The 20,616-nt window shown below is 41.6% G+C and carries 24 protein-coding genes; 8 read left to right on the forward strand and 16 right to left on the reverse strand.

Translation table 11 applies throughout. The annotated features are described in order from the left end of the window. Positions 1–8: 8 nt before the first annotated feature. Complete coding sequence (gene rpsL, locus FTU62_RS08410; RefSeq protein ID WP_000246374.1) at positions 9–383, reverse strand: 30S ribosomal protein S12; 375 nt, start codon at positions 381–383, stop codon at positions 9–11. 155 nt (positions 384–538) lie between these two features. Further along, on the reverse strand, positions 539–1,999 hold the full coding sequence (locus FTU62_RS08415) for an EcsC family protein (RefSeq protein WP_180102410.1): 1,461 nt from the start codon (positions 1,997–1,999) through the stop codon (positions 539–541). Positions 2,000–2,272: 273 nt separating this feature from the next. Here FTU62_RS08415 and FTU62_RS08420 point away from each other — a divergent pair, with 273 nt between their 5' ends. Both FTU62_RS08420 and hemJ read left to right on the forward strand, forming a co-directional pair. Next, a complete protein-coding gene (locus FTU62_RS08420) occupies positions 2,273–3,502 on the forward strand; it encodes a beta-ketoacyl synthase N-terminal-like domain-containing protein (RefSeq protein WP_111885033.1) in 1,230 nt (409 codons plus the stop codon). Positions 3,503–3,570: 68 nt separating this feature from the next. Next, a complete protein-coding gene (gene hemJ, locus FTU62_RS08425) occupies positions 3,571–4,023 on the forward strand; it encodes a protoporphyrinogen oxidase HemJ (RefSeq protein ID WP_180022661.1) in 453 nt (150 codons plus the stop codon). A gap of 122 nt (positions 4,024–4,145) precedes the next feature. Here the strand turns inward: hemJ and FTU62_RS08430 are convergent, their stop codons facing one another. The 9 genes from FTU62_RS08430 to FTU62_RS08470 all read right to left on the reverse strand — a co-directional run bounded on the left by FTU62_RS08430 (position 4,146) and on the right by FTU62_RS08470 (position 9,174). Continuing rightward, entirely contained in the window at positions 4,146–4,292 is a 147-nt protein-coding gene (locus FTU62_RS08430) for a hypothetical protein (RefSeq protein WP_180102411.1), read from the reverse strand. A gap of 336 nt (positions 4,293–4,628) precedes the next feature. Continuing rightward, positions 4,629–4,994 carry a hypothetical protein gene (locus tag FTU62_RS08435; RefSeq protein WP_180102412.1) on the reverse strand — a complete coding sequence of 122 codons (366 nt, stop codon included), beginning with the start codon at positions 4,992–4,994 and terminating at the stop codon, positions 4,629–4,631. A 96-nt stretch (positions 4,995–5,090) separates the two neighbouring features. After that, entirely contained in the window at positions 5,091–5,345 is a 255-nt protein-coding gene (locus FTU62_RS08440) for a hypothetical protein (RefSeq protein WP_180102413.1), read from the reverse strand. Positions 5,346–5,452: 107 nt separating this feature from the next. Continuing rightward, a complete protein-coding gene (gene lysM, locus FTU62_RS08445; RefSeq protein ID WP_078190053.1) occupies positions 5,453–5,926 on the reverse strand; it encodes a peptidoglycan-binding protein LysM in 474 nt (157 codons plus the stop codon). Positions 5,927–6,117: 191 nt separating this feature from the next. Further along, positions 6,118–6,354 (reverse strand): acyl carrier protein, encoded by a 237-nt coding sequence (gene acpP, locus FTU62_RS08450; protein WP_078190054.1) that lies wholly within the window; start codon positions 6,352–6,354, stop codon positions 6,118–6,120. An 85-nt stretch (positions 6,355–6,439) separates the two neighbouring features. Then, entirely contained in the window at positions 6,440–7,174 is a 735-nt protein-coding gene (fabG, locus tag FTU62_RS08455; RefSeq protein WP_078190055.1) for a 3-oxoacyl-ACP reductase FabG, read from the reverse strand. Further along, positions 7,171–8,151: an ACP S-malonyltransferase gene (gene fabD, locus FTU62_RS08460; protein WP_180102414.1), complete on the reverse strand. Its 981-nt coding sequence runs from the start codon at positions 8,149–8,151 to the stop codon at positions 7,171–7,173. The genes fabG and fabD overlap by 4 nt, the downstream gene beginning before the upstream one ends. 206 nt (positions 8,152–8,357) lie before the next feature. Next, positions 8,358–8,540: a 50S ribosomal protein L32 gene (rpmF, locus tag FTU62_RS08465; RefSeq protein WP_004279227.1), complete on the reverse strand. Its 183-nt coding sequence runs from the start codon at positions 8,538–8,540 to the stop codon at positions 8,358–8,360. A gap of 76 nt (positions 8,541–8,616) precedes the next feature. Continuing rightward, positions 8,617–9,174 (reverse strand): DUF177 domain-containing protein, encoded by a 558-nt coding sequence (locus tag FTU62_RS08470; protein WP_078194223.1) that lies wholly within the window; start codon positions 9,172–9,174, stop codon positions 8,617–8,619. Positions 9,175–9,271: 97 nt separating this feature from the next. Between FTU62_RS08470 and FTU62_RS08475 the strand changes: the two genes are divergently transcribed. From FTU62_RS08475 to FTU62_RS08485, 3 genes are all read left to right on the forward strand, one after another. Beyond that, positions 9,272–9,934 carry an elongation factor P hydroxylase gene (locus FTU62_RS08475; RefSeq protein WP_180102415.1) on the forward strand — a complete coding sequence of 221 codons (663 nt, stop codon included), beginning with the start codon at positions 9,272–9,274 and terminating at the stop codon, positions 9,932–9,934. Positions 9,935–10,023: 89 nt separating this feature from the next. Then, a complete protein-coding gene (locus FTU62_RS08480; RefSeq protein ID WP_078190059.1) occupies positions 10,024–10,641 on the forward strand; it encodes an L-threonylcarbamoyladenylate synthase in 618 nt (205 codons plus the stop codon). A 103-nt stretch (positions 10,642–10,744) separates the two neighbouring features. Then, complete coding sequence (locus tag FTU62_RS08485; protein WP_180102416.1) at positions 10,745–11,071, forward strand: hypothetical protein; 327 nt, start codon at positions 10,745–10,747, stop codon at positions 11,069–11,071. Positions 11,072–11,085: 14 nt separating this feature from the next. Here the strand turns inward: FTU62_RS08485 and FTU62_RS08490 are convergent, their stop codons facing one another. Further along, a complete protein-coding gene (locus FTU62_RS08490; RefSeq protein ID WP_180102417.1) occupies positions 11,086–11,805 on the reverse strand; it encodes a GNAT family N-acetyltransferase in 720 nt (239 codons plus the stop codon). Between the two features lie 339 nt (positions 11,806–12,144). Between FTU62_RS08490 and FTU62_RS08495 the strand changes: the two genes are divergently transcribed. The 3 genes from FTU62_RS08495 to rluB are packed head-to-tail and all read left to right on the forward strand — an operon-like array spanning position 12,145 to position 14,692. Then, on the forward strand, positions 12,145–12,939 hold the full coding sequence (locus tag FTU62_RS08495; RefSeq protein WP_180102418.1) for a ScpA family protein: 795 nt from the start codon (positions 12,145–12,147) through the stop codon (positions 12,937–12,939). Next, entirely contained in the window at positions 12,936–13,532 is a 597-nt protein-coding gene (scpB, locus tag FTU62_RS08500; RefSeq protein ID WP_078190063.1) for an SMC-Scp complex subunit ScpB, read from the forward strand. The genes FTU62_RS08495 and scpB overlap by 4 nt, the downstream gene beginning before the upstream one ends. A 41-nt stretch (positions 13,533–13,573) precedes the next feature. Then, complete coding sequence (gene rluB / locus FTU62_RS08505) at positions 13,574–14,692, forward strand: 23S rRNA pseudouridine(2605) synthase RluB (protein ID WP_180102419.1); 1,119 nt, start codon at positions 13,574–13,576, stop codon at positions 14,690–14,692. Between the two features lie 51 nt (positions 14,693–14,743). On the opposite strand, the gene FTU62_RS08510 is transcribed toward rluB, so the two are convergent. Genes FTU62_RS08510 through FTU62_RS08525 form a run of 4 tightly spaced genes read right to left on the reverse strand, consistent with a single transcriptional unit; the run spans position 14,744 to position 20,610 of the window. Next, the gene (locus tag FTU62_RS08510) at positions 14,744–16,483 is read right to left on the reverse strand and encodes an ABC transporter ATP-binding protein (protein ID WP_180102420.1); all 1,740 of its coding nucleotides are present in this window, start codon (positions 16,481–16,483) and stop codon (positions 14,744–14,746) included. Between the two features lie 15 nt (positions 16,484–16,498). Then, positions 16,499–17,638 (reverse strand): ABC transporter permease, encoded by a 1,140-nt coding sequence (locus tag FTU62_RS08515; protein WP_180102421.1) that lies wholly within the window; start codon positions 17,636–17,638, stop codon positions 16,499–16,501. A gap of 7 nt (positions 17,639–17,645) precedes the next feature. Continuing rightward, on the reverse strand, positions 17,646–18,584 hold the full coding sequence (locus FTU62_RS08520) for an ABC transporter permease (RefSeq protein ID WP_078190067.1): 939 nt from the start codon (positions 18,582–18,584) through the stop codon (positions 17,646–17,648). A 10-nt stretch (positions 18,585–18,594) separates the two neighbouring features. Then, positions 18,595–20,610: a M3 family metallopeptidase gene (locus FTU62_RS08525; RefSeq protein ID WP_180085377.1), complete on the reverse strand. Its 2,016-nt coding sequence runs from the start codon at positions 20,608–20,610 to the stop codon at positions 18,595–18,597. Between the last annotated feature and the right edge of the window lie 6 nt (positions 20,611–20,616).

The following is a 20,616-nucleotide window of genomic DNA, read 5'->3' on the forward strand; positions in this document are numbered from 1 at the left end:
TTTTCAGATTATTTCTTAGGACGTTTAGCACCGTATTTAGAACGAGACTGGTTACGATCTTTAACACCAGCACAGTCTAAAGAACCACGAACGGTATGGTAACGTACACCTGGTAAATCTTTAACACGACCACCACGGATAAGAACAACACTGTGCTCTTGTAGGTTATGGCCTTCACCACCGATGTAGCTAGAAACTTCAAAACCTGAAGTTAAGCGAACACGGCAAACTTTACGCATTGCTGAGTTAGGTTTTTTAGGTGTAGTTGTGTAAACACGTGTACAAACACCACGACGTTGTGGACAAGCCTTCAACGCAGGAACTTTAGATTTTTCAACTAAAGTTGTACGACCCTTACGGATCAACTGATTTGTTGTTGCCATTTGGCAATTCTCCCGTTAATAAAAAGCCCCAAAAAATACTACTTTTTGAGGGCATGCAATTGTAAGCGAAGACTTAAAATTGGTCAACAATATACGATCATCGAAAACATTTATTCATCATGATTTGCGCAATTTTTCACCCACAAATAAATAGTTTATTTTTCAGAAGAATCTGCTGATTTTTTTGTAACTTTATCTACGGCTGCTGTTTTGGCTTTACGCGGCTTAGTTTTGGGTGCAGCTTTTTCCACTGGGACATCCTCCTGCTGTACAGATTCCAACACATCAAACTCATCTTTTTCAGCTAAAGCAGGTTTTTGCGCAGCCCCGGGTGCATGAGGCTCAACAACTTTCTCCGCAAGTGCCTCCAAACCTTCTGAGACTTTTTGTTCCTGCTCTACTTCCACTGCGGCTGCATCAGAGTTTTTAACTTGTGCTTTTTTAGTGACTTTTACTGCGCGGATACTCTCATGACCTGTAACATCTATGGTCTGATCTAGTACAGGCTCAGCCAAATCAATATCTTTCGCCTTAATACCTTCTAGTAATTTAGGTGTTGCTTGAGCAAGCAACTCAAGAGAACGCTCATAGGCATGTAAAGGTGACAAGCTAATATCCTGATGCTGCAAAATATATTGGCGCGCATTAGAAAAGACTTGCTGTGCCTTCTGATTCACTTCATCCACTAAACGGCGACTATACACCACACTTACACCAACACTCGCCACAGGAGATAATCGTGATAGCTGATTTAACAATGAAACTTTTGGCATTTGATTGAGCCATGCCCACTTAAACTGACCATTTTCATCTAGTACATATTTTTTCAATGCTGCTGCATCAGTATCTGAACCCACCAATTGCTGCAATTGATGTAAATCACTATTTTGTAGCGTACTACTCAGAGCTTTTATTGCCATAAGCAAAGTTTGTTTTTCTGCAATTAAACTCAAGTCGACCTGTTTAAAAATAAACTGAACAATATCTTGGTCACTTTCTTTGCTTAAGTCGAAACCATAAGAACGTCCAACTTGATAAATCACTCGCAGAGTCATAATCAGTGAAGCAGGGATATCAATACTTGAACCAATGACACCTGTCGCACCTGTTAAAGCCCCTTGAATCGAAGCAATCCATTTATTTTGCTCACCCAGAGCCTCACTAATACGACGCGAACGATCGACATCTTGTGTCAACTCTTCTAAATCACGTACCCCAGCTTCATCCAGTACAGCATCTACAGATGAAATATCCGAACTAAAATGATTAAGTCGATCAAATAAATAATCAGAAATTTTGTCACTAAATTGAGGAGCAACAAAATTAGCCACATTATTTACGGTATTAAAATGTCGACCGAATAATTGTCTAGAAACATTTGGAACGTGTTCACGTAAGATTTGCTGAGGATTATCATATTTTTTTACATCAAATACGCCCGCTTGCCTTGACTGACCCTCCAAGGTTTGACCATTTTTTTGAGGTTGAATGACCTTAGTTACAGATTCGGGTGCAACATGATTGATAATAGACACCCCAGTAGAACTGAGCTTTTTAGCCACTCCAAAGGCGTTTGAGAGTAGACCTGCCGTTGGTTTATTATTCGTTTTCACCATTCCCTACCTCATTAAAACTATTCTTGAAATTATTGATAAATACTAGGTGTAGTCAAACTTTATCACAACTTGAATATGTATCTTTAAGTTAAGTTTTTTGCTGCAAAGTTGCAAATTAGCTAAGTCAACAATAGGCATAGGATTTGCCATAAGAATTCAAAAAGCTTTCTGCTATCATTATTCCAATCAAATTATATGAGTTCGCCTATTTAGAAAGTTTCCTTCGTATACTTTCAATAGCTTGCTCACACACTACCTATAAAGGATCTGTAGATGAAACGTGTTGTAATCACTGGTATGGGCATCAACTCATGCATTGGTAATACATTAGAAGATGTCACTCATTCTTTGCAAAACGGGATTTCTGGAACACGTTTCAACCCAAGTTATGCTGAACTTAATTTTAAAAGTCATGTCAGTGCGGCTGCAGAACAAAACTTTGACGGTATTGACCGCCGTTTAAAACGCTTTATGGGCGTATGCGCAATGTATGCATACAACTCAGCTTTGGCTGCGGTAGAAAATGCAGGCTTAACAGCAGAACAAATTGGTGGTAATCCACGTTACGGTATTGCGGGTGGTTCAGGTGGTGGTTCAACTGCATCTGTTGTTGAAATGAAAGAACTTCTAGACACCAAAGGTGCACGTAAAGTTGGGCCATTCTTTGTACCACGTAACATGACCAACACCATTACCGCAAACGTGGGTGTGGCATTTAAAATGCAAGGTATTGCACATACGATTACTAGCGCTTGTGCAACATCTGCAGATGCCATTGGTTATGCATACAACCTGATTCAATTAGGCAAACAAGACTTAATGCTTGCTGGTGGCGGTGAAGAAGACCATTGGTCACAAAGTCTTTTATTTGATGCAATGGGTGCACTTTGTTCAAAATACAATGACACTCCTGAAACTGCTTCCCGCCCTTACTCTGCTGACCGTGACGGTTTCGTGATCGCTGGCGGCGGTGGCTTCGTTGTACTAGAGTCACTTGAACATGCTCAAGCACGTGGTGCAAACATTTTGGCTGAAGTTGTCGGCTATGCAGCAAATTCTGACGGCGCTGACATGGTTGCACCATCGGGCGAAGGTGCGACGCGTTGTATCCTTATGGCTTTAGAAGAAGCTAAACAACATGGTGTAGATACCATCGACTATGTTAATACACATGGTACATCTACTCCGGCAGGCGATGTCACTGAACTTAAAGCGATGGAGCGTGCTTTCGGTGAAGGGCAAGTTCCTCCGCTCAGCTCAACCAAGTCGATGACTGGTCACAGTCTGGGTGCTGCAGGTGTACAAGAAGCGATTTACTCTATTTTAATGATGCAAAATGACTTTATAGCACCGAACATCAACGTGACTGAACTTGACGAAGGCGCAAAACCTTTTGATATCGTACTTGAAAAACGTGATGCAAAATTGAATACTGTGATGAGTAACAGTTTTGGTTTTGGCGGTGTAAACGCTTGCCTCGTTTTCAAAAAATGGGAAGCTTAATATAAAGTTTGCTGCTTTGGCGCTTCGGTGCCAAAGCACATACCCACCGCCCTTTTAAGGGTCAATATATGGATGCTCCATCAGATGCTTTCCTCTGGGTAAAAGCATTGCATATCATCGCAGTTGTTTGCTGGTTCGCAGCGCTATTCTATCTCCCTCGCCTTTATGTCTACCACGCTATGAGTGATGATGCTACGAGTCATCAGCGCTTTCAAATCATGGAACGTAAGCTATACCGCGGCATTATGTGGCCCGCTATGATTGCTACATTGATCACTGCGCACTTCCTCGTCGATTGGGGTGATGCAACACGACACTACCATGAAGCGCTTTGGTTCTACTTAAAAGTGGGATTGGTTGGACTATTGGTGATTTATCATTTTGTTTGTGGTTATTACCGTAAAAAGCTTATCGAAAATGCACATTATAAGTCGCATAAATTCTGGCGTTATTTTAATGAAATGCCCACTTTGATTTTATTTGCGGTTGTCATTTTAGTTGTAGTGAAGCCAAGCTTCTAAACGACTGTAAAAAAGCCCCTACTCATTGGGGCTTTTTATTTATCTTATTTCATATTCAAAAATTACAACTGCACACAGCTATCTAAAATACTCCAATTGTGTGCTCTAAATTGCTCACGCGGCTACGGCACTTCAGCACACAACACCCCCTCATTTTTAAAGAAACGTCGCCCGTGGCTATTTTGATTCAACTGCGTTAAATCAGTCGCACCCTGATTCAACAAATTAAAAATCATAATACGATCATTCAAAATGTGCCCTGCAAGCACAGAGTGCTCCCAAGCCCCCCTCTATATTGGACAAAGTCTTGCCCAAATAGTTTTTGATATGCCAAGATGAATACTGTTCCTGCTCTTGACCAGCCTGCACCCTAAACGAATCATAAGAAAGCTCAGATAGCTGAGCCGCCTTTTCATATTGCTTAAACAATTGATTCGCAGTTTGATTTGGCAAATACAACCAATAGATCAACGAGGTACTCCAGCCCGATGATTGCTGCACCTGCTTCAACACCGCCTATACGCCATAGGCTTCCAATTTTGCTGCTGAGCGCAAACTCAACTGACTGGCACTTAAAGGCTCCAAATAAACTACTTGTCCAGTCTTTAACTGCTCATTACGTTAATTCGAACATAACGTGCCAGCCAGCTTTGAATCAACATCCTTTCAACCAATGAGATCGGGCGCTCAAGCATCTGCTGCAATCTGTGATATTCAGTCATATAAGCATCCAGCTTATCCTCTTTATTTAACGCAATATTGATCTGATAAAGGATCACCAACTGATTTAAATACTTAAAGTCTGGATATGCAGAATTGCTCGGCATACTTAAACTGCGGTATTGGTCTGCATGCTGCAACCATGTGTTAAAGCGCTGCAACGGTACCTTTTCTTGCTGTATCAGCCCACCGATCACCTGATGATGCTCAACAACAAATGCGCTAGCCGCCTTAGGATCATCGACCAGCAATTACTGAAACTCCGCAACTAAATTCATCTGTTCTTCTGACCACTTTTCACGTATTAGCTTCGCATTCAATGGCTGGCCCAAAACATTCTGATGCTCTTACCCAAACAAACTAAATGACCAATCTTGATGATAACGATAGCGCCCAATATTCAATGCCGAAAACCGATCTGCAGCATTCAGCCCAAGCAAGTTAAAATACGGCTCTTGTGTGTAATTTGAAAGATAAGAAATTTCAGACTGCTGCCACTTTAGCACCCGAGGATCAATACGCTCATCCCACCGCAGCCAAAGGCAAAAACACACAACAACTGCAAGCAACAGCAAGAAAATAAAGATGATTTTTTGTTTCATTGATTTCTTATTTTGAATTATTTCAGCCGCATTATATTCAACTCCACCATTCACGCATACAAAAAAAAGCCATCGAAAGATGGCTTTTTTACTGTAAACACAAATATTTATGCAGGAATACGCAGCACTTGCCCTGGGAAAATGTCATCGGCATTTTTTAACAAAGGACGGTTTGCTTCAAAAATTTTATTGTATTGATTTGCATCACCATAAAATTCTTTAGAGATTTTAGACAGGTTATCTCCCGACTTAACAGTATAAAACTTACTTTCAGGCTCAGGACTCGTCACTGTTAACTGATCATCTACTTGTGCCACATGATCAATATTCCCTACTGCTAAGATAATCTTTTCACGATCTGCTTGGCTTTGTACCTGACCTTTCACTGTTGCTAGATCTGAAGTCCCGTTATAACTCACAGACAAGCCTGTTACAGGTAAGCCCAGTGCTTTGATATGACCCAATAACTTATTGGCAATTTCTTGTGCAGATGGTTCAGAAGGTGTTGCTGGCGCTGCCTGAGGCTCTGCAGGTGCTGTATTTTTTTTACCAATACCTTTTACAAAATCAAAAAGACCCATATTTTTCTCCGTTGTTTTTACTGTTTTAAATCATTTAACTATTGTTCAAACTCTATTCTTATAGCTAAAAAATAACCGCTTTTGAGTTGTTGTTGGTGACAGAAACGTAAGCTAATGTAAAAACAAAATATTCGGCATAAAAAAAGCCACCGAATGGTGGCTTTTTAAATCAGCATCGCTGAAATCTAAAATTAACCTAGTTTCTTAGAAACATAGTCAATTGCAGATTGTACAGTAGTGATTTCGTTTGAATCTTCATCAGGAATAGTGATGTCGAAATCGTTTTCGAAAGACATAACTAATTCAACTAGGTCTAGAGAATCTGCACCTAAGTCATCCATGAAAGAAGCTTCGTTTTTGATCTCGTCTGCTTTAAGACCAAGTTGTTCAGCTACTGCTTGTTTTACGCGTTGTTCGATATCGCTCACAGGAATTCTCCTCATTGCTTGTGGCGTTTTTAATGCCGTTAGTTTAATTGAATCTAAATCGTTTTGAAAGTTTATACTTGAGCGCTTAGCTCATGTATAAACCACCATTTACATGTAATACAGTTCCGGTAATGTAACTTGCCTTTTCAGAAGCAAGAAAACTTACGGCATTTGCGATATCTTGCGGCTCACCTAAACGGTTTAAGGCCACTTGATCACTCATCTTTTTACGAATTTCTTCGCTTAACTGTTCTGTCATTTCTGTTGCAATAAAGCCCGGAGCCACTGCATTTACAGTGATTTGGCGGCTTCCCATCTCTTTTGCAAGGCTGCGACCAAAGGCCTCAATCCCTGCTTTTGCAGCAGAATAGTTTGCTTGTCCTGGGTTAGCAAAATGTGCAACCACAGAACTAATATTAATAATTCGGCCAAAACGTGCTTTGGTCATACCCTTTAAAACACGTTTAGAAAGTCGATAAACGGCTTTCAAATGAATGTTGAGAATGTCATCCCAATCATCTTCTGACATACGAAGTAACAAATTATCTTTGGTAATACCAGCATTGTTCACCAAAACCAATACAGAACCAAAGTTTTGCTCAATGTCTGATACCAATGCATCAATTGCAGTTGCATCACGTACATCTAGAACTTTACCCGCACCATTTTCAGCAAAAGCAGCAGATAATTTTTCCGCACCCGCTTCTGATGTTGCCGTACCTACAACAAAATAACCGTCTTGAATCAATTGCTGAGCAATTGCTGCTCCAATCCCTCGGCTCGCACCTGTTACTAAAGCAACTTTGCGTTCTTGTGTCATGCAATTTTCCCTTCTGCCACTAAAATGGCATTCAGTGCATCTTCCATACGACCTTTCGTGTCGAGTGGGAATGCTTTTTCAATATTTGGCAAACGTTTTGCGAGATTCGCAAGGACATTACCCGGACCACATTCAGCAATGTACTGAATACCTTGGTCTTGCAAATACTGCATGGTCTTTGTCCACTGTACAGATTGGTATAACTGTGCAGTTAACGCCTGAAGTAATTGCGCTACATCAGTCGCGATTTCAGCGCCTACATTTTGTATTACAGGTATAGTAGGCAGCTCAATGGCAGTTTGTTCCAATGCTGTCGCAAACTGTTCAGCAGCAGGTTTCATCAATGCACAATGCGATGGCACAGAAACCGGAAGTGCGATTGCCTTACCGCCATTATCTTTAGCAGCAGCCATAACCGCTTCAACCATGGCTTTATCGCCCGCAATGACAACTTGACCTTGTGCATTGTAGTTTGCAGCATCTACTGAACCTGGGCCTTCTGCTTGAGCACAAAGTTCAATCACTTTAGCATCATCTAGACCCAAAATTGCCGCCATTGCACCTTGTCCTTCAGGTACAGCACTTTGCATTAACTGACCACGTAGGTTCACCAATTTAACGGCATCACCTAGGCTCATCGCACCTGCAGCAACCAAGGCGCTGTATTCACCTAATGAGTGACCTGCAAGGTATTTCGGTGCAACACCACCTAACTCTAACCACACACGCCATAAAGCAATACTGGCAGTCAGGAGTACAGGTTGAGTAAATTCTGTTTGGTTTAACCCTTCACCACTTTGAGCAATTTGCCAAAGATCAAAGCCAGCCGCTTCTGATGCTTCTGCAAATGTTGCTTGCACACTACTAAACTGTTCTGCAAGTTCAGCGAGCATGCCGACTTTCTGTGACCCTTGACCCGGGAACACGAATGCAGTTTTAGTAGCTTGAGCTGCTTGCTCGAGTTGTTTAGCAGACATAAAAAAATCCTTTATCAAGACTGGTGAATTTATGCTATTTGGACATTTATTCAACACAATCCCATGTAAGCTTGTTTCAGGGACGGAAATTTAACACTTAATTTTTGTCTTGGTAATTGCCAAATGCAACAAAAAATCGGTACAAAAAAAAGGGAGCTTAACGCTCCCATTTTTTCTACTAAGCTTGACGCTTAATACATCACCAATTATTCAGCAGATGCTTTAGCGAATAATTGACGACCACGGTAGATACCATCTTTAGATACGTGGTGACGACGGTGAGTCTCGCCAGTAGCTTGGTCTACAGTTAATGCATTCTCGGTTAAAGCGTCATGTGAACGGCGCATGTCACGGCGAGAGCGACTTTTACGGTTTTGCTGAACGGCCATGATGGCTCCTTACAAAGATCGAAAAAATGGATCAGAACAAATTCGATTGTCTTATACTCAAGAGTATAACACAAAATTAGTTAAGTTTACCCTTCAAACCTGCCAAAACATCAAACGGGTTGTCCCGTTTTTCTTCAACAAGCTCTTCAGCGGCAGGTTGATGCTTATGTTCACAAGCGTCATGCTTAGGTGACAAAGGCATCAACAATAACAATTCATCCTCTATCAGTGAGAGTAAATCAGCAGTCGCAGGCGCATCATATGAACCTTTGGTTGTTGCTTCACTTTCACCTAAAACGATGAAATCAGCATCCTCATCCAAGCGCTCTATCAGTGACTCGTCATCTACAAGAGCTAGATGAAAACTTGAAACAAGTGGGATCTCAACAGTATCCAGACAACGCTGGCATTCCATTGGAACATTTGTTTCAACATGACCATCTAGCCATACAATGCGATGATAAGCATCCATTGATAGCTTACAGTCTATGTTAATCAATTGATCATCAATTGATCCAACAGCTTCACGAGCAATACGAACAAAGCGAGATAATGGCAGTGTTCCTGACCATTTAAAGCCCTGTTCAGCCCATTTAAACGGCTCAATCTGTGCCGGAAAGGTATTTGCTGACATAATTAAGGCGGCAATTCTACAAATTCATCAGTACTCTGTCAAAGATTAAGATACAATTTTGTACTTATTTAGACAGACCATTTGGGTAACTTAAGTTATGCATCTGTTGCAGCCGCAAACAGAAGTGAATGTTTCATCACTTATGAGCACAATTTCAACGCTTGATTCTGACATTTCAACCGACCAAGTGCAACTCTCGGCTTGGGAGAAACTTTCCACAGAAACAGAACACGTCGATTGGCTCATCTTACACTTTAATCATTGGTTTTCCCACCTGAATGTGTGCTTAGTGAAAGGTGACTGTGAGCCCGAGTACTTTCCTGCCGATTTAAACGGCCCTGCCCGCATTCAATTTGCTCATGGTTATTTCAATAGCGCCTTGCATGAAATTAGTCATTGGACTATTGCTGGCGAGCAACGCCGTTTACTTCCCGATTTAGGCTATTGGTATGCACCAGATGGTCGTAACAAAGAGCAGCAAGCCCTCTTTGAGCAGGTGGAGATTAAGCCCCAAGCGATCGAATGGTTATTTGCCAAAGCCTTTGGGCGTAAGTTTCGTGTATCACTTGATAACCTCACTGGTGAAGGCGGTGATGGCAGTAGCTTTAAAGATAATGTCTATGCACAATTACAGGCTTATTTTAAAGGTGAAGCCAAACTTCCACGCGATGCTTGGCGCTTTATCCAATGCATTTGCCACTGTACACGTGCTGGCAAAATGTTACAGGCGAATGAATTTCAACGTGAAATGCTTGATTAAATTATACAATTTGACTGCATTTCACATTGCACAAAGCAAGTAGACCGCGACATAATGTCTAGAGCTTTTAATAATAAGAGGAAAACGACATGTTGCATTTAAGAATACATCCGGAAAATCCTCAGCCCCGTTTAATTACGCAAGCCGTTGAACGGATTCGTGCCGGCGATGTGGTGGTTTATCCTACAGATGCCGCCTATGCCATCGGCTGCCAAATTGGGAACAAAAATGCCATGGAACGCATTGCCCAAATTCGTCAGCTCGATGCTAAACATCAATATGCGATTATTTGTGCAGATTTATCTGACATTGCCACGTATGCCAAAGTCGACAATGCCATGTATCGTTTATTGAAAAATAATACCCCTGCGGTCACTACCTTTATTTTGCCTGCCACCAGTGAAGTTCCTCGCCGTTTAATGCATCCTAAAAAGAAAACCATTGGACTGCGTATTCCGAGCAACCCGATTTGCCAATTATTACTCAAAGAACTCGGTGAGCCTTTATTAACATCGACCTTAATTTTACCGGGCCAAAAAGAACCGATTGATGATCCTTACGAAATTGAACTGCAAATCGGTAAACGCATAGATGTATTGATTGATGGAGGTTTAGGTACTTTGAATACCACTAGCGTTGTAAACCTTGCAGGTGAATACCCAGAAGTGATCCGCCGCGGTGTCGGTGATGTCAGTGCCTTTGAATAGCATGTACTGTTAAATACATGCTGTTACCGATCAGAGGCACAGCATGTAAAGGTCATCTGCTCAAAACGCAGTTAAAGCACCTTTCGATAAAGGAATCGACCTGATGACTTTATTTCAAATTTTACTCAAGCTCCAAAATGCGACAGACCTCAGTGTCTCCGAGCAAAGCAGTCTCAATCATTTTGCTATATATGCCACTGAGCCTTGGACTTTAGAATCCAAGGCTCAACTGAGGGCAAAAGATGAAAATTTAATTTCACCAATAGCGACAACACAGCCGCAAATTTTTCGTTATTTTCTGCATGCATCAACGGTCAAATCACTGTTTAAACGTAGAGCTAATCAAAACCTCTGTTCGCAAGCGCAGTGCCAAGTCATCATCGAATTTGCACTTGAACAAAGGGTCTTACCAACAAGCTCAAAACCTTGATAGTGTGCTTTTCCTCAAGCGTAATAAAGCTGCATAAATTCCTTTAAATGAACTTTTTGTTGCCCTTGCTCATCAAAGTTGTTTGTATCGAGCCATGCTGCATATGCTTGAGACAACATTGGCCAATCCTGATCTAACATCGCAAACCAAGCGGTATCACGATTACGACCTTTCACTATCACATGTTGACGAAACAACCCTTCAAATTGAAAGCCAAAACGTAAGGCAGCATTTTTCGAAGGCGTGTTCAAGTCATCACACTTCCACTCCACCCGTCGATATCCCGCTGCAAAGCATGCTTTTAACAATAGATAAATGGTTTCTGTTGCGGCTGTTGATTGCTTCATTAAACTTGAAAAATAGACATTGCCAATTTCGATGACAGCATGTGCAGGGCGTACATTGAGCAAAGCAACCCATCCTACAATGGCATCACCAACCTCAATGACATAATGCATGGAACCCGCAAAATGAAAGGATTGCTGAAAATAATCACGCAATTGCTGCATGCTTTGAATTTGAGAATAAGGCAAATACGTCCAACAGCGTTCATCAGGTTCTAGTTGTACTGTCTGCCATAGCCGCTGTAAAAGACTGTCATCAAGCTGATCGGGCAACATCGGAATAAGTCGAACAGATTGCCCCTCTTCGGTTTTACATCTGAACTGGCAAGGTACAAACTGCGCCAACGTCATCCCTACGGCCTGACCCCATTGATTATATTGTTGTGGCATAGCAAATAATCTTTTAGTCAATTCAATCAAATCATTTTATGCTGGACGCCCATCATCCAGACATCACAGCTTAAATGAGTTCATGGATTGATGAGTGTTTTTTTTATAATTAACATAAGATGTGATCGATATCACAGCTTTAAAATTTTACATGTGTATAAATAAAGCCTATTCCCTATAAATTTTAAGTTTTTTACCCAATTCAACCGTTCAGTAATTTCTTTAAACGCATTTTTCCATTACACTATTCCCTATAACTTTTGTGCTTTTACTTTCGATGTGAGATCGAAGCGAAAGCTGTCTGCATGCCTTTGAAAATTCGCGTGGCCTATAATTGCAATGAACCAAACTGTCCATAATTCTATGGAAGATGCTCCACACATTCGCGTTTTGGATGAGTGGCAAGAAGCTATTCCAGAAGATTTGTACATTCCACCCGCTGCATTTGAAATTCTATTAGAGCATTTCGAAGGACCACTCGACTTTCTGATTTACCTGATTCAAAAAAATGGCTTCGACTTATTACAAGTCGATATTGCCCCGATTGCATCCCAATATTTGTCTTATATGGATGCAATGAAATCCCTAGATATTGAATTAACCGCAGACTATATGGTGATGGCAGCTCTATTGGCCGATTTAAAATCGCGTCTATTATTGCCAAAACCTAAATCGACCGCGGCACATGAACAAGATCCTAAACAAGAATTGATTGACCGTTTAGAAACGTATTTGCGCATCAAACAAGCTGCAGAAAGATTAGGTCAAATGTCAGTGTTGGATCGAGATACATTCGATACCAATGTCAGTTTAGAAACAATAGTCGAAACCAATGATGGCTATGATATTCAATTACTTCGTGATGCCATACTCTGTGTTTTTAATCGACCAGAACCGGTTACCCACCAAATTTTGCAAGAGCCTGTCTTACTCGAAGAACGTATTGCTTATATTGAAACTAAGCTAGCGTCAGGTGAAGTATTAGATTTTGCGGACTTACTCAAGCCAAGCCAAGGTCGCATGGGTGTTGTCGTGACATTTATGGCTGTATTAGAACTGACACGCCAACAAAAAGTCCAAATTGTCGCATCAGGTGTAGAAGCACCGCTTGCAATTCAGGGAGCACGTGCATGAACACTGAACTTAAACAGATGACTGCGGTGTCTTCAGAAGATAATCTGCATGAAATTTTGATGCAGCTTGAAGCCATTATTTTTGCCAGTGAAGCGGCAGTGAGTATTGCCCGTTTAAAAGAGGCTTTCCAAGACCGTTTCAGTAAAACCGAATTACGCCAATATTTGCAGCAGCTTTCAATGCTGCAACACGGCAGATCAATTGAACTTGTTGAAACCGCTCAAGGTTTCCGTTTTCAAGTACGTGCAAAATATCGTAATATTATTGCACAGACCTGGCCTGAACGACCAACTCGTTTATCGCCATCCTTGCTCGAAACTCTTTCTGTCATTGCTTACCATCAACCGGTAACCCGCGCAGATATTGAGCAAATCCGTGGGGTGACCAACAATAGTCAAATTTTACGTACATTATTTGACTGGAACTGGATTAAAGAATCTGGTTTTCGTGAACTCCCAGGACGACCCGCGTTGTTAGTTACAACGCCTCAATTTTTAAATGCTTTTGGTCTAACCTCTTTGGGCCAATTGCCTCCCCTGCAGGATGCCAAGGAAGCTTTTATGGCCCTCGATGCGAATGCACCGAAGTCATAAATAGGTGAACTGTTGATGATAATTTCTAAGGTTATGCTGTCATGAGTGAAAAATTGCAAAAGGTGCTCGCACGCGTTGGTTTGGGTTCTCGCCGTTATATGGAAGAAGTCATTGCCGCTGGTCGTGTAAGCGTAAATGGGCAAGTTGCCCAAGTGGGTGAACGTATTGAACCAGGTGATGAGCTTCGCATCGATGGTCGTAAAGTTCAGTTCCAAATTGAAGACGAAATTCGTCGCCGTGTGTTGATTTACTATAAACCAGAAGGCGAAATCTGCTCACGCAATGACCCTGAAAACCGTCCAACGGTATTTGAACAATTACCTCAAATTACAGGTGATCGTTGGGTGATGGTGGGTCGTCTAGATATCAACTCTACAGGTCTATTGCTGTTCACGAATGACGGTGAACTGGCGAACCGTTTAATGCACCCGTCTAGCGAAATCGAACGTGAATATGCCGTTCGTGTCATGGGTGAAGTCACCCCTCAGTTAAAAAACAACATGTTACAAGGCGTTGTTTTAGATGATGGTCCGGCAAAATTTGAGTCATTCTCTGAAATTGGTGGTGACGGTATTAACCGTTGGTATCAAGTGGTTGTAAAAGAAGGTCGTAACCGCGAAGTTCGTCGTATTTTCGAATCTCAAGGCTTAAAAGTGAGCCGTCTTTTACGTACACGTTATGGTTCAGTAATTCTGCCACGCGAACTACGTACTGGTCGTTGGATCGAGCTAGATAAACAAGATATCGACAACTTAACCAAGTCCGTTGAGCTTAAACCACGTCAAGGTACTGGCCTGTTTGGTATGGCGAAACGTCGTACTGAACGTATGCAAGACAAACCAATGGCAGCACGTCGTGGTGGTTACTTACGCCAACAACGTCGTGACAGTGACGAAAACCAGCCACTACAAAGCAATGGTTATCAAGACAACCGTGGCGAACGTCGTACTGGTCGTACTGAAGGTGGTTTCCAAGGCAATGGATTTAACCGTTCAGAGCGTCGCAACGATGGTTTCAACAATAACCGTAATGATCGCAACAGTGAAAACTTCGGTAACCGTGAACGTCGTAACGACAATTTTGGCAATCGTGAGCGTCGTAATGACTCTGTGCCAAGTCGCGCATTTAGCGGAAACAACAAAGGCTTTAAGAAATTTTAATTTCTTAAGTATAAAAAAACCGCTCATTTGAGCGGTTTTTTTATACCAATACTAAATAAATTGTTCAGTGGTTTGTGGAATCGCACTCAGCAAACGCTTGGTATATTCATGCTGAGGTGATCGATACAACTCATCCGAGTTTGCAATTTCAACAATATCACCATGGTTCATCACCATGATTTGGTCAGAAATATATTTCACCACAGATAAATCATGTGAAATAAAGATATAGCTCAAACCAAATTCATCTTGTAAATCTTGCAATAAGTTCAGAACTTGGGCTTGAACCGAAACATCTAGGGCAGAGACAGACTCATCACAGATCAAAATTTCTGGCTTTAAGGTCAAGCATCGTGCAATGGCAATACGTTGACGCTGACCACCAGAAAACTCATGTGGATAGCGATAAAATGCTTGGGCAGGCAAACTGACACGTTCAAGCAAATCAAACGCCATTTGCTCGCGTTCAGCATCATCCTTCCCTATCTGATGCACTTGCATCGGCTCCATCAAAATTTGACCCACCGTAAATCTTGGATTGAGCGAAGCATATGGGTTTTGGAAAATGATCTGTATTTTGCGCTGATATTGGGTAAATTCTTTTTCGCTCATCGCCAAAATATCATGACCTTCAAACAGCGCCTGACCACCTGTCGCTTCCTGTAGACGCATCAGTAAAAGGCCGATTGTGGTTTTACCTGAGCCAGATTCTCCAACCAACCCGAGCGTTTTACCTTTCGCCAGTTGAAACGAGACACCTTTGACCGCCTGATACTCATCCTTACCAAATAAACCCTTGCGGCTATAGAACGATTTTTTCAGGTCTTTGACATCTAAAATAATCTGTTCATTACCCGTAAGACCACGCGTTCGTTGTCTACGGGTTTCCTCAGATAAATGCACATCCTCAATCAGCTCATCACCATTTTGACGCATAAAATCACTGATCATTGGCAATTTATAAGGACGTTCTGACATCTGCGGACGGCACTTGAGCAAAGCTCGAGTGTAGATATCTTTAGGATGATCCAGCACTTCATTGACCAAGCCTTGTTCACGGATTTCTCCATGACGCATGACAATCACCTGATCGGCAATTTCGCTTACCAATGCTAAATCATGCGTAATGAACAGCATCGACATCTCACGTTTCTTTTGCAAGGCTTCAAGTAAATCTAAAATTTGCTTTTGAATTGTCACATCAAGTGCCGTGGTTGGCTCATCGGCAATCAATAACTTCGGCTCACATGCAATTGCCATTGCAATCATGACCCGCTGTTGTTGGCCACCTGACATTTGGCTAGGATAGGCATCAATTTTCGTTTCAGGAGAAGGAATACCCACTTCCTTCAATAATTCCAAAGTTCGTGCTCTTGCCTGCTTACGTCCCATACCTAGATGAAGTCGTAATACTTCGGCAATTTGATCACCCACCGTAAAGACTGGATTGAGTGACGACATCGGTTCCTGAAAAATCATCGCAATATCTTTACCACAGATATTACGCATTTCTCTTGGAGACAGACTCAGTAAATCCTGCCCTTCAAAAACTATTTTACTGCTTGCATCTATACGGCTTTGATCACGTGGCAACAGCCCCATGGTTGCCAACGAGGTCACCGACTTGCCACTGCCAGATTCTCCCACAAGCGCCACAGTTGTATTGGCAGGAATGTCAAAAGATATTCCTTTGACCGTTTCGATATAGCTTTTATCTTCGGCTTTAAAGCTCACTTTCAGGTTTTGAACACTGAGGAGCGTTGGTTTAACAGTTTGATTTTGTTCCGTCATCCTTTACTCCCCCCCTTATTTCAATTTTGGATCTAATGCATCACGTAGTGCATCAGTAAACATTGAAAATGCCGTAACTAAAACCGCCATTGCTACAGATGCTGCGATAAGCTGCCACCATTTACCTAAAATCAATTCACTTTGTGCTTCATTGAGCATACTTCCCCATGACACAACCCCAACAGGAACGCCAAATCCCAAAAAGCTCAAAATCACTTCTGACTTAATAAAGGCCACCACTAAAATCGAGATTTGCACCAATGCAATATGACTGACGTTCGGAAAGATATGCACAAAGATGCGTCGGAAATGACTCACTCCTATCGCTTTGGCAGCGAGTACATATTCACGCGAAGTATGTTTCATATACTCTGCACGAATCAGGCGATACACCCCCGTCCATCCAGTAAGCCCTAGAATGAGGACAATCGATATGATCCCCTTTTGTTGTAATACAGCTGCAATCGCAAGAACCAAGAGCAAATACGGAATCGAAGTAAAAATGTTATAAAACCAGTTTAAAATGTCATCAACCCAACCACCGAAATAGCCAGAAATTGCCCCTAAAATTGTCCCAATCACGACAGCAAGTAATGCAGCTACCACGCCAACAATAATAGATGTTTCAGCACCTTTAATGGTTTTTTGCAGGACATCCTGCCCCCATTTATCCGCACCAAACAGTAAAGTTTGTTTTAGCTCGCTTTGTTGATCTAACAAATGGCCACCCAATTGCTGATCAATCGCTTTCATATCTTCTGCTAGTGGATCGACAACGCCATAGTAGTCAATTGCATTGGCACCACCTTGCTCAGTCGCAATCTCTGCATTCAGTTCAGCAATTACATCTTTTAAAGGATCAACAGGATTTTCAGGCAATGCCATATCTTCTGCTGATGCTTTGGTTTTGGCTGTTTCATTGAGTTCCGCCCCAATAAAACTTGGAGGTGCATAACTCACAGCCACTTCTTTATTCCAATTAGATGCAACCAAGCCTGTCATCGACAATAGCAACACCACGAAATAACACAGTACAACGAACAACGACACCATCGCTAATTTATCGGCTTTTAGGCGTCGCATCGCCAACTTCCACAAGCCAGTCGATGCAGGTGTTGATGCCGTTGCTTTGGTCTTATTGAATATTCCTAGCATAGGCCACCTACTTCAACTGAACGCGTGGATCGACAAGTTTATAAATCAAATCCGCGATTAAGTTAAAAATCATTGTAGCCGCTGCAACGTAGACTGTAATCGCCTTAATGACAGGGAAGTCACTGCGCTCAACAGCAATAATGACTTCACGACCAATACCCGGAATACCAAAGAATCGTTCAATCAGGAAAGCGCCTATCAGCAGTGCCGGTAGACTCGACATGACATCGGTAATAATTGGAATTGAGGCGTTACGCAGTACATGTACACCTAAAATACGGCTTTCACCCACACCTTTTGCGCGCGCAGTTCGAACATAGTCTTGATTGACTTCATCCAATACAAAACTGCGGTATAAGCGCAAAGTTGGCGCAATACTTACCACCAACATAATTAAGATAGGCAGTAAACCGTATTTAAATAAGTTTTCGCTAAAGTGATCACTCCAGCCTTGAACCGGAAACCAGCTTAACTGATATGCAAAAACGTATTGGAAAACAATAATGTAAACCAAAATACTAATCGACATACCAATCGTACATAGCATCATAATCATACGATCGGTTAATGTGCCACGAACTGAAGCCACAGCAAGTGCCAAACCAATTGAAATGATCGTTTGCAAAATGGTTAAAGGAATTAAAATCGTCAGTGACGGTCCTAGACGGGTCAAAATAATATCTGACACCGACTCACCTGTACTCCAACTCATTCCATAATCAAAAGTTAAAATCTGCTTAATGAAAATCCACAATTGGACATAGTAGGGTTGATCAACCCCCAACTGTTGTCGGATGTTTTCAATTTGCTCTGGGTTCGACATTTTGCCTGCTAGAATATAAGCAGGGTCCCCACCTACCCAGTTAAATAAGAAGAATATGAGCAGAACAACCCCCAACATCGTTGGGATCATCTGCCATATACGCCGTATGATATATGCCAGCATAAAGTTGTCCTTACTTCACTCGTTGTCCAGTAATTTCATCAAAGAAAGCTTTGTTATCAGGTTTACGACCTAAGAAATCATGCACCAATTTTTCTGCTTCATATTGACCACCTTGCGACAAGATTGTTTTACGGTAGCGTTGTCCCACTTCTGGGTTATTTAGGTTATCTCCGAAAGCAGACAACATATCGAGTGCCATCACTTCAGACCACATATAGCCATAATAGCCAACTTGGTAACCGCCCATGATATGGTTGAATTGTCCTGGGAATTCAGTGCTTGGGACATAGCCTAAAGCTGTCTCGCCTTCCATTTTCTTCCAGACATCTAAGGGTTTAACACTCAAAGCATCTGATGAGTGAAGTGCCATATCATATTTTGCATACAAGGCTTGACGTGCATAATGCAAACCACGTCCATAGCTATGAACCGCTTTTAATTTATTAATCAGTGCGTCATCTACAGGTGGACACGCTGGATTACAGTAATTTGCGAGTGTAGATAAAGTTTCTTTACGACGCGCCCATTCTTCATACATTTGTGAAGGTGCTTCTACAAAGTCGCGCTCTACTGAAGTCCCCGATTGGGATGCATAGCGTGTATTGGACAAAATACCGTGCAAAGCATGACCAAACTCATGAACAAAGGTTTCAAGTTCATCACTATTTAAACCTTTACGGTTAAAGTTGGTCACCAAAGCAGAAATCGGTTTACGCTTAGTCAAGGTACTGCCACCTTTTACGCCCCAAACAGCCGCATGACCATACTTCCCTTCACGTGGGTATTTATCGATATATAAACCACCAAGCAACTCACCGGTCTTTTTATCTTTTACATCGTAATATTCAACTTCTGACTGCCAAACATCGACTTTCGCAGGCTTAAATTCAATGCCATAAAGGTCAGATGAAATGGCAAAAATCCATTCTTGAGATGCTTGGGTTGGGAAATAGTCACGCAATTTTTCTTGATCGATTTGATACTTTTCTTTGCGAAGTTTTTCACTCCAGTAACTCTCACTCCAGCGATTGATTTCAGCTTTTTCGAGTGGAATTTTCAGGCTTTTCGCTTTGAACTCACGTAAAGTCTCAACTTCTTTTTTCTCTAAAGGTGCCACCGTTTGATGAACATCGGCTAAGAACTTATTCACTGTTTCAGGGTCTTTTGCCATACGGTGTTGCAACACCCATTCGGCATAGCTTTTTTTGCCAAAGAGCTGCGCAATTTCATAACGTAAATCCATTGCTTGCTTTAACAATACTAAGTTTTTCTCAGTACCACGACGCGTGAATGCAGTTTGGTAACGCTTACGCGCATCATCGCTTTCTGCTAGTTCCATAAATGGACGGTATTCTGGGTATTCAAAACCGAGCAAATAATTGCCCTTTTCATTTTTCTTTAAGCCCGAAATATAGCTGTCTGGCAAGCCTTTCAACTCCGCCGGTGTAAACTCCAGTTTTTCTTTATTATCTCGTACATTACGCGCATATTCTTGTTCAATTTTTGCTAATTCATCAAAGATAGCTTTCAAACGAGCACGTTTTTCAGGTGTAAATTGTACCCCTGTATTTTCAAAACCATCCAAGATGTCTTGACGCATTTTTTTATCAATTTCGTCATTGGTTTTGAGTTTTTTAATTTGCTTGTAAAGTTTTGGATTTTGATAAACCGAAGTTTGAAACTCCATAATTTTAATTTCACAATCTTCCGCCGCCTTACGTAAAGCCTCATCAGGATCGACGTTACTATACAGTCCGATTGGTCCATAAAAATCTTCAAATTTGGCAAAAATTTGATCCCACTCCGCCAAAACAGGTGCTGCTTTTGCATTATTTTTTATCTTTTTTTGCTCAAATGCCGCTAAATCTGTTTTCACTTGCTGAATTTTGGCATCACACAGCGCAGGTATTTCTTTGGCTTGGAACTTTGGCAAAGTACTCCGTATTGAATCTTCGGCTTGAACGAATTGGCTAGCGCCGATCATCAACATACTGAGTGTGGTGAGTTTCAAAGCTTTATTTTTCATAATTTC

Origin of the sequence: Acinetobacter sp. YH12126, assembly GCF_013418745.1 — a bacterium.
Classification (GTDB): domain Bacteria; phylum Pseudomonadota; class Gammaproteobacteria; order Pseudomonadales; family Moraxellaceae; genus Acinetobacter; species Acinetobacter amyesii.

What these genes read in the sequence shown, in the direction of transcription:
- rpsL (WP_000246374.1), bottom strand. Translation starts at nt 383, where the DNA reads ATGGCAACAACAAATCAGTTGATCCGTAAGGGTCGTACAACTTTAGTT.
- FTU62_RS08415 (WP_180102410.1), bottom strand. Translation starts at nt 1,999, where the DNA reads ATGGTGAAAACGAATAATAAACCAACGGCAGGTCTACTCTCAAACGCC.
- FTU62_RS08420 (WP_111885033.1), top strand. Translation starts at nt 2,273, where the DNA reads ATGAAACGTGTTGTAATCACTGGTATGGGCATCAACTCATGCATTGGT.
- hemJ (WP_180022661.1), top strand. Translation starts at nt 3,571, where the DNA reads ATGGATGCTCCATCAGATGCTTTCCTCTGGGTAAAAGCATTGCATATC.
- FTU62_RS08440 (WP_180102413.1), bottom strand. Translation starts at nt 5,345, where the DNA reads ATGAAACAAAAAATCATCTTTATTTTCTTGCTGTTGCTTGCAGTTGTT.
- lysM (WP_078190053.1), bottom strand. Translation starts at nt 5,926, where the DNA reads ATGGGTCTTTTTGATTTTGTAAAAGGTATTGGTAAAAAAAATACAGCA.
- fabG (WP_078190055.1), bottom strand. Translation starts at nt 7,174, where the DNA reads ATGACACAAGAACGCAAAGTTGCTTTAGTAACAGGTGCGAGCCGAGGG.
- fabD (WP_180102414.1), bottom strand. Translation starts at nt 8,151, where the DNA reads ATGTCTGCTAAACAACTCGAGCAAGCAGCTCAAGCTACTAAAACTGCA.
- rpmF (WP_004279227.1), bottom strand. Translation starts at nt 8,540, where the DNA reads ATGGCCGTTCAGCAAAACCGTAAAAGTCGCTCTCGCCGTGACATGCGC.
- FTU62_RS08470 (WP_078194223.1), bottom strand. Translation starts at nt 9,174, where the DNA reads ATGTCAGCAAATACCTTTCCGGCACAGATTGAGCCGTTTAAATGGGCT.
- FTU62_RS08475 (WP_180102415.1), top strand. Translation starts at nt 9,272, where the DNA reads ATGCATCTGTTGCAGCCGCAAACAGAAGTGAATGTTTCATCACTTATG.
- FTU62_RS08480 (WP_078190059.1), top strand. Translation starts at nt 10,024, where the DNA reads ATGTTGCATTTAAGAATACATCCGGAAAATCCTCAGCCCCGTTTAATT.
- FTU62_RS08485 (WP_180102416.1), top strand. Translation starts at nt 10,745, where the DNA reads ATGACTTTATTTCAAATTTTACTCAAGCTCCAAAATGCGACAGACCTC.
- FTU62_RS08490 (WP_180102417.1), bottom strand. Translation starts at nt 11,805, where the DNA reads ATGCCACAACAATATAATCAATGGGGTCAGGCCGTAGGGATGACGTTG.
- FTU62_RS08495 (WP_180102418.1), top strand. Translation starts at nt 12,145, where the DNA reads ATGAACCAAACTGTCCATAATTCTATGGAAGATGCTCCACACATTCGC.
- scpB (WP_078190063.1), top strand. Translation starts at nt 12,936, where the DNA reads ATGAACACTGAACTTAAACAGATGACTGCGGTGTCTTCAGAAGATAAT.
- rluB (WP_180102419.1), top strand. Translation starts at nt 13,574, where the DNA reads ATGAGTGAAAAATTGCAAAAGGTGCTCGCACGCGTTGGTTTGGGTTCT.
- FTU62_RS08510 (WP_180102420.1), bottom strand. Translation starts at nt 16,483, where the DNA reads ATGACGGAACAAAATCAAACTGTTAAACCAACGCTCCTCAGTGTTCAA.
- FTU62_RS08515 (WP_180102421.1), bottom strand. Translation starts at nt 17,638, where the DNA reads ATGCTAGGAATATTCAATAAGACCAAAGCAACGGCATCAACACCTGCA.
- FTU62_RS08520 (WP_078190067.1), bottom strand. Translation starts at nt 18,584, where the DNA reads ATGCTGGCATATATCATACGGCGTATATGGCAGATGATCCCAACGATG.
- FTU62_RS08525 (WP_180085377.1), bottom strand. Translation starts at nt 20,610, where the DNA reads ATGAAAAATAAAGCTTTGAAACTCACCACACTCAGTATGTTGATGATC.